This is a genomic window from Tenacibaculum retecalamus (assembly GCF_027941755.1).
GTDB classification, from domain to species: Bacteria; Bacteroidota; Bacteroidia; order Flavobacteriales; family Flavobacteriaceae; genus Polaribacter; species Polaribacter haliotis_B.
Map to the genome: position 1 here is coordinate 2,839,240 of NZ_CP115916.1, position 16,244 is coordinate 2,855,483.

Sequence of the window (16,244 nt, forward strand, 5' to 3'; positions counted from 1 at the left end):
CCTTTTGTAAACAAAAACCCTCAGGATTTAATTCAATCTTGAGGGTTTAAACTTACACACTTTATGGGATAGTACCTGAAATAATGTATAAATACTAGAGTTTTAATCTTTCTAGGGCTTCTTTTTTATATAAATCTCCTATTGGAATTTCTACTCTCCCTATTTCAACATCTTGTTTTGTATACGCTGTAACCTTATCGCAATTAACAATATAAGAACGATGAACTCTTACAAATCTATCATCTATTTTTTCTAAAAAAGCAGCGAGACTATAAATAATTAAGTGATTTGTGTCTACAGTATGAATTTTCACATATCCTTTTAAACTTTCAATATATAATACATCTTCTAATAAAATTTTAATATTTTTTTTATTACTCTGTACAAAGATATGTGACTGTTTAGAAATTTTCTCACTTTTTGAGTTTACAACAACTTGAGTTTCTAAAAACTTTTCTATAGCTTTATAAAACCGTACAAATAAAATCGGTTTTAATAGATAATCAACTACGTTTAATTCATAACTCTCAATAGCATAATCTCTATAAGCTGTAGTGAATATTACTTTCGGTTTATTTACTAAGGTTTTTAAAAAATCGGTTCCTTTTAAGATTGGCATTTCAATATCTAAAAATAATAAATCTATAGATTCTTTCTTTAAAATTCTATTTGCCTCTAAAGCAGACCCGCAACTTGCAATTATCTCAAAATTTGATAGTTGATCTAAATGTCTTGCAATTAATCTTCTTGCCAATTCTTCATCATCAACAATTAAACACTTATACTTTTCCATTATGGTTGATTTTTAATTTTAAAGTATACATTATATCAGTATTTATAATATTTAAATGATACTTTTTGGGATATAATAATTCTAATTGTTTTTCTGAATTTCTCATTCCAATATTACTCTTCTCATTTATTGAACTTTCAATATGAGGTTTTGAATTTTTTAATTTAAAAATAATTTCATCATCTGAAGTTGAAATGAATAACGAAATAAAAGCTTTATTTATTTCTTGACTCACACCATGCTTAAAAGCATTCTCAACAAAATTTAGTAAAATTAAAGGTGCAATTTTTACGTTATTATTATCAATCTTTTTTTCAAAAGACACCTCTACTCTATTACCATACCTAACCTTTTCTAAAACAATATAATTTTCTAATAATTCTATCTCTTTATAAAGAGGTACAAACTTGTCTTTACATTGATATAAAATATAGTCTAAAATTTCAGATAATTTCCCTACAATTTGAGGGGCTTTATCTGATTTTTCTAAGACCAAAACGTACAAATTATTTAAGGTATTAAATAAAAAATGCGGATTTAATTGTTGCTTTAACAACTTAAGTTCAGAGGTTCTTTTCTGCTCTAATAAATTCGCCGTTTCTTTTTGCTTTTTATAATAATTAAAAATTACCAAAATAATCATTGGTAAAGCATAACTTGGTATACTTCTTAAATATTGAGGAAAACTGATAATTCTTTCGTGAAAAAAATCAGTTTGCGTAAGTGCTTCGGTACCTTTTATCCACCTAAAACTAATAAAAATAGAAAAAGAAAAATGAGCTATGTATGATAATACAACTATAAAAGTAAAGAATACATATTTTTTATTCTTATTTAAGAATTTCGGGATAAAGAAATAAATAACTAAATAGGCTATCAATATTTGTAATATCAACTCAAACAAAGTCGCTTCTAAAAGCATTATTTTATTTTTCTTATAAGGCCAAGAAACACTTAGATAATATACAAGAGCAAACACCCAAAACAGAGCATGTTTTACAATTGTATTATTAAAGACTTTAAATAAGCTATTGTTTTTTATCATAATTATTTAAACAAAAATAAAAAGTTTTTAAAACTACAATTATTCTAGTAATTCATTAAAAAAAATTTACCAATACTTGATAAAGTATAATAAAAAAGGATTTTGCGGGTATAAAACCTTTTTTTCTGATTCGTTCATTAAAAACACTCGTATAAACTTAGATAATCTCTATTTGTTTAATGTTTATTTTTAGAGTAAAAACACTTTATAAATTTGACCTCATTAATTAAAAATTAAAAAAATTATGAAGATTCCGTTTTTAAATAAGTTAACGTTAATCCTATTTATATCAATATTCATACAACGGACAACTGTTGCTCAGAATTATACCGCTCCATCTATGATAAATATACCGTCAGGAAATTTTATGATGGGATCAAGTAGAGGGGATAAAACATTAAAACCAGTACATCCTGTCTCAATCGCTCCTTTTCAAATGGGAAAGTACTTGGTTACAGTTGCTGAGTTTAGAAAATTTATAAATGATACTAAATATAAAAGTAATACTATAAAATGCCCTGATTTGATAGATCAAAATTGGTATTCAGATCCTGGAAAAAAAAGTAATGGTACTTGGGAAAAAAATATGCTTAGTTATAGCGATTATCAACCTGTAGCTTGTATTACTTTTCAAGATATAAATGCATACATACTATGGTTAAATAAAAAGACAGGACGAAACTATCGTTTACCTACAGAAGAAGAATGGGAATATTCTGCAAAAGCAAATACCACAAGTACCTACTTTTGGGGAAATGATGAATCTAAAGCTAATTTATATGCCAACTTCGCAGATAAATCTAGTGAATATTTTGCTTCTAAAGAATTCGGAGCCAGTTATGTTGGTTTTATAGGTGCTACAAATAAAAATGACGGAGAACCATATGGAGCTATTGTAGGTATGTATAGCCCCAATCCATTTGGCTTGTATGATATTATAGGAAATGTTTCACAAGTACTTTCATCATGCTATAATGATGAAGGATATAAAACTAAATCACAATATAATATAAAATCTAATAAATGTGAATTTGTTACAGAAAGAGGTGGTAGTTGGCATTATAAACCAAAACCTTTATGGTATAGAGAAAGAACTAAAGTAGAATCAGAATTTTCTAGTACAAGAAGAGGTTTTCGACTAGCAATAGATGGTCATAGTACTAAAGTTGATGAATCAACAAAGAAATTTGAATCAGCACTAAAAAAAGCACAACATATCAGATTTGCAACAAGGCCAAAAATACCTAATGCTCCAGAAAATGTTGAGTTAGAACAAATAAAAGATTCCATTTATAAAATTTCATGGAAATCAAGTAACAATTTAAATGTAGTTGGTTACGACATTTATCAATCAAATAACTCCTATGCTCATTTATTAGGCAAGTTTTACAAGAATTATTATGATAAATTAAAAACGGTAGAGGTTAATAGAAACTCAACTAAGGTTGTATTAACAAAAAAAGGAAACAGTTTTAGAGTTATTGCAAAAACAAATGAGCAAACAAGTTTACCAAGTACTCCTGTAGTAATCGCAAAAAAAAATAAAACTGTTAGTATTCCGGGTAGTATAAAGATGGAAAATAACATTGCCTTAAATAATGTAATGCTAGGTTATAGAAAAGCAAAGAAAGATATTTCAGAATTGTATTATGTAAGAGTGCGTAGCGAACCATATACAAGAAAAGCTGCTACTATTAAATTTAATATAGAGGTATCGGAAACTGGATGGTATAAATTTAATTACTCAGGATGGCCTTGGTCTAGAGAAAAAGGCAACTTTTTTATGTTATATCAAAATGATAATTTGGTTGGAGAAGTTAATTATGATCCTGAAATAGATAATAGAACTACAGATATTTATAAAGTACACTTAAAAAAAGGGAATCATAACTTAAAAATAAGCTTTCTTTTTGAAACAGAAAACTTAAGTTTATGGAGTTTAGCTTCACTTAAATTTACTAAAATAAAGTAAATAACATTATTAAAATTAACTTATATCAGTAAAAAATAAATCACATGAAATCAAAAATTTTATTAATATTTCTTTTAACTACAGTAATTAGTTTTGGGCAAATAAACACAAAAATTAACAAACTAATTAAAAATGAAATTAATGCTGGTAAAGTACCTGCTTTAGCTGTTGCTGTAATTGATGATGGGAAAATTGTACATTTAAGTGCTAATGGTTTAAGAGATGTACAATTAAAGAAGAAAGCAACAATAAATACTCCTTTTCATATTGCATCTGTATCTAAAACAGTAACTAACATGGCGGTTTTTAAGTTAGTTGAAATGGGAAAGATTGATCTTAAAACTGATATTAATACATATTTACCTTTTAAGGTTGAGAATCCTTTTTTTCCTAACGAAAAAATTACTGTTGAGCTTTTACTAAAACATCGTAGTGGTATTAAAGATGATGTAAAATTTTATATTCCTTTTTGGAGTAATCCAAAAGGAGATTCTAATTTAAATTTACATTATTTAAAAGATTATTTAAGCCCTGAAGGAAAGCTGTATAAAAAGAGTCATTATGATGATAAACCAAATCATAAATCCGTTTTTAAATACTCTAATACTGGTATTGCCTTACTTGGTTATATTGTAGAACAAGTATCAAAAATGAGCTATGAAAATTTTTGTCAGCAATATATTTTTAAACCTATGAAAATGAATAATTCTAGTTGGTTTTTAAAAAATTTAGACTCTAGTTTAGTTGCTAAAACGTATATAAAAAGTAAATCTAAAGGTTTTATCTTCAAAGGTCATAATGGATATCCTGATTATCCTGGTGGACAATTAAGAACTTCTATTACAGATTATTCAACTTTAATTGCAGGGTTTTTAAATGCTGATAATAATCAGTTTATCTTAAAAAACCGAACTAAAAACCTTATTGTTCCTAAAGTAAATACACCACATTTAGGGTATTATACTTGGTTTATAAAGGCTATAAATAACAACCTTTATTACGAGCATGGTGGTGGTGATACTGGTGTTAGAACAATCTCTATAATTGAACCAACTAAAAAAAGAGCTATTATTATTTTTGCAAATCACCCGTATGCTTTTGATGATCTCTATAGAAATATCGAGAAAAAAATGTGGGAAAAATAATTTTATTTTCTAAAATACACAATCTAAATTCTATTTGTGAATTCCTAAAATAGGAGTTATATAATTAAAAAACGACGCCAATGGCGTCGTTTTTTGGCATTTATTCATTCGAAATTTAATTTACAGTAAAAGTCCAAACTTGTCCGATAGACTTGGCTCCTGAATTATCGATAGTATTTATTTTCCAATAATACGTTTTACCAGTTTCAACAGTTACTTCATATAATTCTTCAGTAATTGAATTTGTTGTTACTTTTTCTGGATCAGTATTTTCGTCAAAAAACACATCATATGTTAAAGTATCTGATGTATTAGAATCAGCTCCTTTCCATGTTAAATTAATGATTCCAGCATCTATAGAGCTTCCTTCAGCAGGACTTAATTGTTCTGCCATAAAAGGAGCTGTATTGGTTTCTCCTGTGCCTTTTGTATAAAAAGCATTTACTGAAGATGGTACGCCTGCTTCATTTTTACTATCTACTGCTGTCACTCTCCAATAATAAGCAACTCCTTTATCTAAATTAATTGATTTTGTAGAAGAGTTAGCTGTTTCTGTTTTAACAATAATAGCCATGTCTCTACTATTAGAAAACTCTACTTTATATCGAATAGCATCATTATTTGCATCTGTAGCATCTGTCCAATCAAAAACAATCGTATTATCTATACATAATAAATTTTCTGTTGGATATTCTAAATTAACCGTGCTTGGTGCATCATTTACTATTTTTTCATTTTTACTACTTCCGCCACCGCAAGCAACGAATAACGGTAATGAAAATAACATGATTGATTTTATTACTTTTTTCATTTTTTTAATATTTTAAAAGTGTTCGTCTTATCATTTCCTAATTTTAGGATATAAATACCCGATTTATAATTACTAAACGGAATTGATAATTGATTTCCTTGTCTTTCGATTTTCTGATTTAATACAACTTTACCGGTTACATCAAATACAGTTACTTTAACATTTAAAGCTGTTTCTAATGGTACTAAAAGCTCTATAGATTCTATAACAGGGTTATTTCTTAAGAAAACATTATCGATGGTTGTGGTAAATTTACCTTCACAAGCTTTTGCTGTAGTTACTTCAATAAGCCCTTTTCCTTGTACGCTAATATTAAAAGTTGATTTATTAAACGTATTAACTAAATCTCCATTTAAAAAGACATTATAAGGTGCAGTTCCTGAATTTACATTTATCGTATAATCTTTAGACTGATTATTTTTAGCTAACCTTAAAGAAATAGTATTTGCTTCAGTAATTGTTATTTCAAAACACTGCTTATGGTTTTTATCATTAATTTCAACACATACTTCGTAATCACCTGGTGCTAAATTTTCAAAAGCATATGATGTTGATGTTAATTGTTTTGTTTCATTTATTCCATCTCCTATTAAAGTTAGCGTATAGCTTACAAATGTTTGCTTTACATTTATAGTAACTTTACCATCATTTTGATTAACACATGTTTCTGATGTAGTTTGAATAGATATATTATCTTGATTTAAATAACTTGTATCACAAATATCACCAATCCCATTATTGTTAGTATCAGCTTGATCTGGATTTATAGTATTAATACAATTATCTACATCATCCATAACACCATCAGTATCTGAATCTTCACACGCATCTCCAATTCCGTTATTATCAGCATCTTTTTGATCTGGATTTGCAGTGTTTATACAATTATCAGTAGTATCTATAACACCATCGCCATCTGTATCTTGACAAACATCTCCAACACCATTCATATCGGTATCAGTTTGAGCTGCATTTGATGTGTCTGGGCAATTATCTATATTATCCATAACTCCATCCGTATCAGAATCTTGACAAACATCTCCTATACCATCATTATTAAAATCTTTTTGATCTGCATTCATTGTGTTTATACAGTTATCAATATTATCCATAACTCCATCCGTATCAGAATCTTGACAAGCGTCTCCAATACCATTCATATCAGCATCTTCTTGATTTGGATTTGCTTTTTCCGGACAATTATCATTAATATCTAAAATTCCATCTCCATCTGTATCTTGACACACATCACCTATTCCATTCATATCAACATCTGCTTGATCTGCATTCGCTGTTGTTGGACAGTTATCAATATCATTATTTACACCATCATTATCTTCATCTTCGTTAGGGTCTAAAAAACTACCTGAAAATATACCTCTACCATAAGTTGCTGCAAAAACAACATTATCACCATTTCTTAAATCTAAATCTAAAACAGGTACATTACTCATCCCATTATATGATTGTTTCCATGTTGGTGAAACGGCATCGAAATTACTTGTTCTCCAAACTCCTAAATCTGTACCAATAATTACTTCTTTTTCATCATACGGGTTTTGTATAATAGTTTTAACTGGTAAGTCTGGTAAGTCTCCTTCTTTATTCATCCAGTTAACACCTCCATCTATAGAATGCCATACACTTACAACTCCGTAATTATGCATCGTAACAAAAATTTCATTTTCATCTTTACCAAATTCAATATCAGAAACAGAACCAATAAAATTAGAACCTGTAATTTCTGACCAAGTACCAGCACCTACATTCGCATTTGTAACTTTTAATACTTTTCCATTTTTCAACCCTAAATAAAGCTTACTAGAATCTGTGGTATAAGGAGAAATCTTTAATGCAGATGGGGCATTATCCATCAATACATTTGTTAAGTTTCCTTTAGCAATCACTCCTAATAAATTTGAATACCTTTTTACGATAAACTCAGTTCCATTAGAATAATTAGAATACAAAATATTTAATTGTGAATCTAATTCCTCTTGGTTTATAAAATCTCCGTTAGCAATGTTTTCATCATTAATAATGATGCTACTACTTGTTGTGTAATTATATAATACTATACTTTGATTATAAACATAATTAGATATAAAATAATGATCAGTTCCATCAGTATCAAAGAAACTAGCAGCTCCATCACCTCCTGCTGCTCTAATAGAACTATTTATACCTACTTCTGCTTCTTGTACTAATTGAGTTCCGTTATCCTGGGCACCTGCTAAAAAATATTCTTTTCCTGCAAATGCTGCTGTTGGAGCAACCCCAACTGTATAAAACTGTAACGTATTGTAATTATTATTTCTTGCTAAAATATCTACTCCTGAATTATTTGAATAATATACTCCTCCATCATTACCAAAAACCATTTTATCTGATGATGCAAAAGCTAAACCATGTTGATCTGCATGAACAGTAGATACTGCTAAATTTAGTAACTCATTATTATTCGACCACTTTGATATCTGACCCCATGAATTACCTGCGTCAATAGATTTAAATAAATCAATACCTCCAACATACAATGTATTTCCATTGTTAGGGTCTACTCTTAATAATAAATCATAAAAAGCCTGCCCTCTTGTAAAATCATTTGCAGCAATCCCCGTATCAACATCATTTGGTAATGATAAATCTGAAACACTTATAAAATTATTAGTTGTTTTAAACATTTTTACTGGTGCCCCTGGAGTACTCATCTGAGCTAAAACGTATACTATATTAGCATTTGTTGGTGATACAGCTATTTCGGTTCTTAATCCACCTGTTATTGTATGTACTTTATTAAAAGTAGTACCATCTACAGAATTAAATATAACTCCTCCTCCATCACCATTTGTAATACTTCTTGTAGTACTTATGTATATTGAGTTATCAGCTGTTATTTCTATATTATTAGGTTCATGCTCGTTACCGGCTAAAGTTTTCGGAATATTTAATTTTGAAAAATTAGTCCCATCAACTGACTTATAAACACCAAAACTATCCCCTCCTAAAGAAGTAGCTCCCGTATAAGCAGATTCTCCCGCTGCTATATAAACTTCTGAATTTCCAGCATTATTTCTAACAACGATGTCATTAATATGTTGTATACCTGGTACAAACGTAATATTTGTAGCATCAACATTCGCTTCAGATAATGTTCCAGTAACAGTTCCTGAATTCAAAGCGTTAATTATATCCTCCCCGTCTTTTTTACCAATCATTACAGTAGGAATAGTTACTGTTACTGCATTATCTCCTGCTGCCATATTAAATGGCGTTGTATTTTGGTTATTAACAACTATTACTGCTACTGCTCCTGCGTCTTGTGCATTTTTAGCTTTCAATGAAAAATTACAAGTACCTCTTAAGATTACTGCTATTTTACCTGCCAACGCTGAACTATTAGTAATCACCTCACAACCATCTTCGCTTGGTACTGTTCCGTCTTCTACTAAAACTAATTCTTTTGTTACACTTGCAGATAAATCTCCTCCAAAAGTAGTTGTTAAAACAGTTACATAATCCCCTGAAATTGCAGCTGGGGAAGTAATAGTTAATTTAGAGTTTGTATCTAAAAATGAGGCATTAGTAATTCCTCCAAAAATATTATCCCAAGTAATTCCTCCGTCAATACTTTTCCATAAACCATCTCCATTTACATCTCCATTTACATATGACTCTCCTGTACCAACATAAAATATTTTAGAATTATTTGGATCAACTGCTATACAAGAAATAGCTAAGTTTTCCGGAATTCCTACACGAACCCACCTTGAGCTAGAGTTTGAAATATTCGTATTCTTCCACAAACCTCCACTTACTCCTCCTGCAAATACAGTTTCATTACTGGCATCATTAGGATCAAAAATCAACGCTCTTGTTCTTCCTCCTACATTATCAGAGCCTCTCTCTTCCCAATTATTATCCACCTCTCCTGGTGCTCTTCTACTTTGTCTTAAATCATTTAACTTTTTTTGAAGTTTTAAAACATCTTCTTTATGAGTTACTCCCGTATTAGGGTTTATTTCATTTAAATACTTTTGTTCAAAGTATGCATTTGGTGGCAAGCCTTGTGCTTTTCTTTCTTTTTTAGGAAGTTTTCCTGTTTTCTGAAAAGGGTGATTTTTCAAAAATTCTGCATGTTGACTTCTCAATTTGTCGGCAGCTGTCTCTTTAGAGCCTATTGAGTTAAAGACAACACCACCTATAGCTAAAACTAGTAAGCCAACAAATAGTATTTTTTTATTCATGGTAAAGTTATTTATGATATATAACAGTTAGTGTTAAAATTACCCTAACTTATTTAAAAAAAAACTAAATTATAGATTATATACTCACAAAAAAACAATTAAATAATTAATTACGTAATATTTCCTTTTGTTTTTTTGAACAATCGTATGGCAAAACTATCTGACAAGCCAGATACATAACTACAAATTTGCATAACCCTATCATAAAGTGCTGCTTTTTCTTGTTGATATTCCTCAGGAAGTAAATTCAACACCAGTGTATCGTAGTTAGATTGTGTTCCGTTATACTTATTGTTTAATGCCGTTACAAAAACATCTAATAAATCGGCAATAATCTTATACCCTGCTACTTCTTTTTCAATAACATCTTTACTACGGTATATTTTTTCTACACTTATTTTTATGATATCGTTAATTTGTGCCTCATACTTACACTTGTCTAATAACGATTTTTCGAAATTACCATTTAAAATAGCTGTTTCGTTTTCTAAAAATATATCAACAGCTTCGTTAATTAACACACCTATTGCTAAGGCTCGTAAATAACTAATACGGTCTTTTGTGTATTTTAATGAATGGTATTTTTTACTATCAATCGTGTTTTTAACCAACTTAATCATATACTCTAAAGCATATTCTTCGTTGATTAACCCTAAGTTAATTCCATCTTCAAAATCGATAATTGTATAACAAATATCATCTGCAGCTTCTACTAAATACGCTAATGGATGGCGGTAATATGAAATTCCGTCACTTTCTTTTTTCTGTAAACCTAAATCATTGGCTACATCTAAAAAAGCTGCTGTTTCTGATTGAAAAAATCCGTATTTTTTATCAACAATATGTTTTGTTGGTTTCTTCGGAAGTGATTCTTTAGGATATTTCATAAATGCTCCTAAGGTTGCATAACTTAAACGCAAACCACCTTCGCTACCCTGATTATTTTCGGTTAAAATTTTAAATCCGTTTGCATTTCCTTCAAAATCTATTAAATCTTGATATTCTTTTTCGGTAAGTTGCTCTTTATATTTTAATCCGTTACCGGTTTTAAAATACTCTCCGATGGCTTTTTCTCCTGAATGCCCAAAAGGCGGATTCCCGATATCGTGTGTTACGGATGCTGCTGCAACTATGGCTCCGAAATCATTAAAAGTGTAGCCTAAATCTACTAAATTCGGATGACGTTCTAACAATACTTTACCAACACGTCTTCCTAAGGTTCTACCAACTACCGACACTTCTAAACTGTGTGTTAATCGGGTGTGTACAAAGTCGGTTTTCGATAACGGAATTACCTGTGTTTTATCTTGTAAACTACGAAAAGCTGATGAAAATATGATTCTATCAAAATCTACTTCAAAGCCTAAACGGGTTTCGTCTTGTAATATGCGTTCGCGTTTTTGTGTATCACCAAAACGTTTTAAAGAAAGGAGTTGTTCCCAGTTCATCATTTGAATAAAATTTGTCGAATTTACTAAAAAAAGAGAAGCCTTTCGACTTCTCTTTTTTTTACTTTTAATTAAGCCACACTCCAAAATCGTTTAACCTCCTCACAAATATCTTCAATCTGTGAAAGAATCATTTCTGGTCTCTTGGGTGAGGAAACTATTCTTTCCCCAAAAACATCCATAGAATAACAAATTTCTGATAATGGAATAGCATCGTACTCATATGCAATTTCTGAAATATACTTATGTAAAATCGTTGCAACAATTTTTAATTCTTGAGTGTCAAAAATATTTCCTTTTGATAAATGAATTTTAACCCCTCCAATATACTTTTTTCCTTGATAATCCATAGTAAAAATTATATCTGGAGAAACAGTAATTTCAACCCCTTTAATAAATGTCGATTTTACAGGTCTTTTTTTAATTATACTTAGATTATGATTTCTAAGCATTTCCGGAATCTCCATATTTAAATATTTCTGCATTCCTTCTAGAGATACAAACTTATTTTGAAGTTGCCTTGGTTTTTCAACAATCTTAGACTTCAACCTAATTGAACCTTCAATTATTGGTTTTTTATCACCATTTAAAGATAGGGACTTTTTAATACACGCCCTTGATGTCTGATGCCAACCAACCATTATAACTGAAGGTTCTTTTTGATTTTTAATTACTCTTTTCTTTTTAGCTTCTGTTCCTTTAATAAAATCAATTAAAGGGTTTATAGATATTTTATACGCCATTTTATTGGGTTTTTAAGCTTATTAACTTTTTTGTTTTTTGTTAATAAGTCTATTCGCAAGTCTAAAAACAAGGCCATAAAGCTTAATTTAAACTATGATAAAATTTAGAAAAATAACTTGGTGAAAAGAATACTGTTTTGTAAGTTTGAAAAACAAAGAATTGAGATGAGTCAATCTCAATATTCTTTTTCTTTAATAATTTTTACTCCCGTCCAAAGGAAAAAATTAAAATATTTTACCAAGAGCGATATTTTCAATATCGCTTTTTTTATGTTTTGTTTTTACTCTATGTACTTTTATTTTAAATTTTCTTTAAAAAGAGAAGCCTTTTCGACTTCTCTTTATCAACTTTTAATTTAATTTTGGTTTAAGACCCACACATTAAACAATCATCGTCTGGTGCTCCGTTTTTAGAAGCATCAACCATGGCTTTAAATTCTGTAGCACTCATTGGTTTTTCTTCTTCAACTACAGCATCTTTCTTTTGGATGTTTAAGGTGAATTGCTTTGCATTTACTGCCGATTTTGTACGTAAATAGTACATTCCTGTTTTTAAACCACTTTTCCAAGCATAAAAATGCATTGAAGTTAGTTTCGCATAATCAGGATCTTTCATAAATAGGTTTAAAGACTGAGATTGATCGATAAAATAACCTCTATGACGCGCCATATCGATAATATCTTTCATACTCATTTCCCAAACTGTTTTGTATAAATCTTTTAAATCTTGAGGAATAGCATCAATATGTTGGATAGATCCGTTTGCACGCATAATATCTTCCTTCATATTATTATCCCATAAATTCATTTCTACTAAATCTTCTAATAAATGCTTGTTTACAACGATAAATTCACCTGATAATACTCTACGCGTATAAATATTAGATGTATAAGGCTCGAAAGCTTCGTTGTTTCCTAAGATTTGAGAGGTAGATGCTGTTGGCATTGGTGCCACTAATAAAGAGTTACGAACACCATGCTCCATTACTTGAGTACGTAAAGAATTCCAGTCCCAACGACCACTTAATTCATCATCTTTAATTCCCCACATATTGTGTTGAAATTCTCCTTCAGACATTGGTGAACCTTTAAATGTTGAATATGGTTCTTTTGCCTTCGCAATTTCCATTGATGAAGTTACAGAGGCAAAATATAAGGTTTCGAATATTTCTTGATTCAACTTCTTAGCTTCATCAGATGTAAATGGCATACGCAACATAATAAAAGCATCTGCCAATCCTTGAATTCCTAATCCTACCGGACGGTGACGAACATTAGAGTTTTCAGCTTCGATAACCGGATAGTAGTTACGATCAATTACCGTATCTAAGTTTCTAATTACTTTTTTAGTTACAGTAAATAATTTATCGTGGTCGAAAAATTTATTTCCATTTTCATCTTCACCAACAAACATTGGTATTGCTATGGATGCTAAATTACATACAGCTACCTCATCTTTGGCTGTATATTCCATAATCTCAGTACATAAATTTGAAGAACGAATAGTTCCTAAATTTTTCTGATTCGATTTACGGTTAGCAGCATCTTTATATAACATGTACGGTGTACCTGTTTCTATTTGCGATTCTAAGATTTTCTCCCATAAATCACGTGCTTTAATCGTTTTTCTACCTTTTCCGGCAGCTTCATAACTTGTATATAAACGCTCGAATTCTTTTCCGTAAGTATCAAATAAATTCGGACATTCATGTGGACACATTAACGTCCAATCTGCATCTTGCTGCACACGTTCCATAAATAAATCAGAAATCCACATTGCGTAAAATAAATCACGCGCTCTCATTTCTTCTTTACCATGATTTTTCTTTAAATCAAGAAAATCATAAATATCAGCATGCCAAGGCTCTAAATACATAGCGAAAGAACCTTTACGTTTTCCTCCTCCTTGATCTACATAACGTGCAGTATCATTAAATACCTTTAACATTGGTACAATTCCGTTTGATGTACCATTGGTACCGGCAATATAACTTCCTGTTGCACGAATATTATGTAAAGACAAACCAATACCTCCTGCAGATTGCGAAATTTTAGCAGTTTGTTTTAGTGTATCGTAAATACCTTCTATACTATCATCTTGCATTTGTAATAAAAAACAAGACGACATTTGTGGTTTTGGTGTACCTGCGTTGAATAATGTTGGCGTAGCATGGGTAAAATATTTTTTACTCATTAACTCGTATGTAGCGATTGCTTCGTCAATATCTTCTTTATGAATACCAATAGATACACGCATTAACATGTGTTGAGGACGCTCAACAATGTTACCGTTTAACTTTAATAAATAAGAACGCTCTAATGTTTTAAAACCAAAATAATCATAATTAAAATCACGATTATAAATAATAGTAGAATCTAACTTATCAGCATTTTTCATGATAATGTCATAAACATCATCAGCCAATAAAGGAGATTCTTTTTCTGTACGAGGATTTACATACTTGTACAAATCAACCATCGTTTCTGAAAACGATTTTTTGGTGTTTTTATGTAAGTTAGATACTGATATTCTTGCTGCTAATTTAGCATAATCAGGATGTGCAGTAGTCATTGTTGCAGCAACTTCTGCAGCTAAGTTATCTAATTCTGAAGTTGTTACACCGTCATATAAACCTTCAATAACACGCATGGCAACTTTTACGGGATCAACAATTTTATTTAATCCGTAACACATTTTTTTAACCCTTGATGTGATTTTGTCGAACATCACAGGCTCTTTCCTACCATCTCTTTTTGCTACATACATATTATTAATTGGTTTTAATTGATAAAGTCGCCTAAAACATTACGTTTTATAGTAACCTTATTATAGTTATTTAATTGTTTTGTTTCTATAAAGAAACGTATGATACTAAAGCATAAATATACTTTAGCAAAATTTACCGCATGTAGGGGGTTAGCAGTTGTGTGTGTTTATTTTTTAAAAATCAGCATCGAAACTAATGTCTCCAGTACCACCTGATGATACTCCTGCTTTTTGGTATTCAGAAACTCTTTTTTCGAAGAAATTTGTTTTTCCTTCTAAAGAAATCATCTCCATAAAATCAAACGGATTTGTAGCTTCATATTCTTTATCGCATCCAAATTCTAATAATAATCTATCAGTTACATACTCTAAATACTGTGTCATTAATTTAGCATTCATACCAATTAAACTTACAGGTAAAGATTCTGTAATAAATTCTCTTTCAATATTTAAAGCATCTAAAATAATTTCACGAATACGATCTTTCGGTACTTTATTTACCATGTGATGATTGTGTAAATGAACTGCAAAGTCACAATGCATTCCTTCATCACGAGAAATTAATTCGTTAGAAAATGCCAATCCTGGTAATAAACCTCTTTTCTTTAACCAGAAAATAGAACAAAAAGACCCTGAAAAGAAAATACCTTCAACCGCTGCAAAAGCAATTAATCGTTCTGCAAACGAATCAGACTCTATCCATTTTAATGCCCAATCTGCTTTCTTTTTAATCGCTGGAAAAATTTCAATTGCCTTAAACAATTTATCTTTTTCTGCATCATTCTTTACATATGTATCTATTAATAACGAATACGTTTCAGAATGCACGTTTTCCATCATTATTTGAAAACCATAAAAGAATTTTGCTTCAGAATATTGAACTTCGTTTACAAAGTTTTCTGCTAAATTTTCATTTACTATTCCATCAGAAGCAGCGAAAAAAGCTAAAACATGCTTAATAAAATAACGTTCATCGTCAGTTAACTTCGTTTCCCAATCTATAACATCTACAGATAAATCGATTTCTTCGGCGATCCAAAAACAAGCTTGTTGTTTTTTATACCACTCCCATAAATCGTCATGTTGAATTGGAAAAATTACAAATCTATCTTTGTTTTCTTGTAAAATTGGTTCGATGAAAGCCATTATATATTTGTGCTAAATTTTAATGTTATTTTTATTTTCTAGAGGGTTAACAAAGATTCAAAAAATTACTAAAAACTGAAAGCCTTACTTATTCACAAATCCCTTGAAGTTTTCAACAAATTGAAAA

General features: G+C 30.0%; 10 protein-coding genes. 2 read left to right on the plus strand and 8 right to left on the minus strand.

The annotated features are described in order from the left end of the window. Positions 1–94 precede the first annotated feature (94 nt). Positions 95–793 carry a LytR/AlgR family response regulator transcription factor gene (locus PG912_RS13415; protein WP_275687943.1) on the minus strand — a complete coding sequence of 233 codons (699 nt, stop codon included), beginning with the start codon at positions 791–793 and terminating at the stop codon, positions 95–97. Then, positions 780–1,838: a sensor histidine kinase gene (locus PG912_RS13420; RefSeq protein WP_275687944.1), complete on the minus strand. Its 1,059-nt coding sequence runs from the start codon at positions 1,836–1,838 to the stop codon at positions 780–782. The genes PG912_RS13415 and PG912_RS13420 overlap by 14 nt, the downstream gene beginning before the upstream one ends. 244 nt (positions 1,839–2,082) lie before the next feature. Here PG912_RS13420 and PG912_RS13425 point away from each other — a divergent pair, with 244 nt between their 5' ends. Next, positions 2,083–3,810: an SUMF1/EgtB/PvdO family nonheme iron enzyme gene (locus PG912_RS13425; protein WP_275687945.1), complete on the plus strand. Its 1,728-nt coding sequence runs from the start codon at positions 2,083–2,085 to the stop codon at positions 3,808–3,810. A 44-nt stretch (positions 3,811–3,854) separates the two neighbouring features. Continuing rightward, positions 3,855–4,955, plus strand: a complete 1,101-nt coding sequence (locus PG912_RS13430) for a serine hydrolase domain-containing protein (RefSeq protein ID WP_275687946.1) — start codon at positions 3,855–3,857, stop codon at positions 4,953–4,955. A 115-nt stretch (positions 4,956–5,070) separates the two neighbouring features. Here the strand turns inward: PG912_RS13430 and PG912_RS13435 are convergent, their stop codons facing one another. The 6 genes from PG912_RS13435 to PG912_RS13460 form a co-directional block, all read right to left on the minus strand. After that, entirely contained in the window at positions 5,071–5,766 is a 696-nt protein-coding gene (locus tag PG912_RS13435) for a fibronectin type III domain-containing protein (protein ID WP_275687947.1), read from the minus strand. Beyond that, on the minus strand, positions 5,763–10,013 hold the full coding sequence (locus tag PG912_RS13440; RefSeq protein ID WP_275687948.1) for a thrombospondin type 3 repeat-containing protein: 4,251 nt from the start codon (positions 10,011–10,013) through the stop codon (positions 5,763–5,765). Before PG912_RS13440 ends, PG912_RS13435 begins: the two co-directional genes overlap by 4 nt. A gap of 110 nt (positions 10,014–10,123) precedes the next feature. Continuing rightward, positions 10,124–11,461, minus strand: a complete 1,338-nt coding sequence (locus PG912_RS13445; protein WP_275689062.1) for a deoxyguanosinetriphosphate triphosphohydrolase — start codon at positions 11,459–11,461, stop codon at positions 10,124–10,126. A 71-nt stretch (positions 11,462–11,532) separates the two neighbouring features. Continuing rightward, positions 11,533–12,204 (minus strand): hypothetical protein, encoded by a 672-nt coding sequence (locus PG912_RS13450; RefSeq protein ID WP_275687949.1) that lies wholly within the window; start codon positions 12,202–12,204, stop codon positions 11,533–11,535. 367 nt (positions 12,205–12,571) lie between these two features. Continuing rightward, positions 12,572–14,971 carry a ribonucleoside-diphosphate reductase subunit alpha gene (locus PG912_RS13455; protein ID WP_275687950.1) on the minus strand — a complete coding sequence of 800 codons (2,400 nt, stop codon included), beginning with the start codon at positions 14,969–14,971 and terminating at the stop codon, positions 12,572–12,574. A 174-nt stretch (positions 14,972–15,145) separates the two neighbouring features. Beyond that, a complete protein-coding gene (locus PG912_RS13460; protein WP_275687951.1) occupies positions 15,146–16,117 on the minus strand; it encodes a ribonucleotide-diphosphate reductase subunit beta in 972 nt (323 codons plus the stop codon). Positions 16,118–16,244 lie beyond the last annotated feature (127 nt).

What these genes read in the sequence shown, in the direction of transcription:
- PG912_RS13455 (WP_275687950.1), bottom strand. Translation starts at nt 14,971, where the DNA reads ATGTATGTAGCAAAAAGAGATGGTAGGAAAGAGCCTGTGATGTTCGAC.
- PG912_RS13420 (WP_275687944.1), bottom strand. Translation starts at nt 1,838, where the DNA reads ATGATAAAAAACAATAGCTTATTTAAAGTCTTTAATAATACAATTGTA.
- PG912_RS13435 (WP_275687947.1), bottom strand. Translation starts at nt 5,766, where the DNA reads ATGAAAAAAGTAATAAAATCAATCATGTTATTTTCATTACCGTTATTC.
- PG912_RS13460 (WP_275687951.1), bottom strand. Translation starts at nt 16,117, where the DNA reads ATGGCTTTCATCGAACCAATTTTACAAGAAAACAAAGATAGATTTGTA.
- PG912_RS13440 (WP_275687948.1), bottom strand. Translation starts at nt 10,013, where the DNA reads ATGAATAAAAAAATACTATTTGTTGGCTTACTAGTTTTAGCTATAGGT.
- PG912_RS13415 (WP_275687943.1), bottom strand. Translation starts at nt 793, where the DNA reads ATGGAAAAGTATAAGTGTTTAATTGTTGATGATGAAGAATTGGCAAGA.
- PG912_RS13450 (WP_275687949.1), bottom strand. Translation starts at nt 12,204, where the DNA reads ATGGCGTATAAAATATCTATAAACCCTTTAATTGATTTTATTAAAGGA.
- PG912_RS13430 (WP_275687946.1), top strand. Translation starts at nt 3,855, where the DNA reads ATGAAATCAAAAATTTTATTAATATTTCTTTTAACTACAGTAATTAGT.
- PG912_RS13425 (WP_275687945.1), top strand. Translation starts at nt 2,083, where the DNA reads ATGAAGATTCCGTTTTTAAATAAGTTAACGTTAATCCTATTTATATCA.
- PG912_RS13445 (WP_275689062.1), bottom strand. Translation starts at nt 11,461, where the DNA reads ATGAACTGGGAACAACTCCTTTCTTTAAAACGTTTTGGTGATACACAA.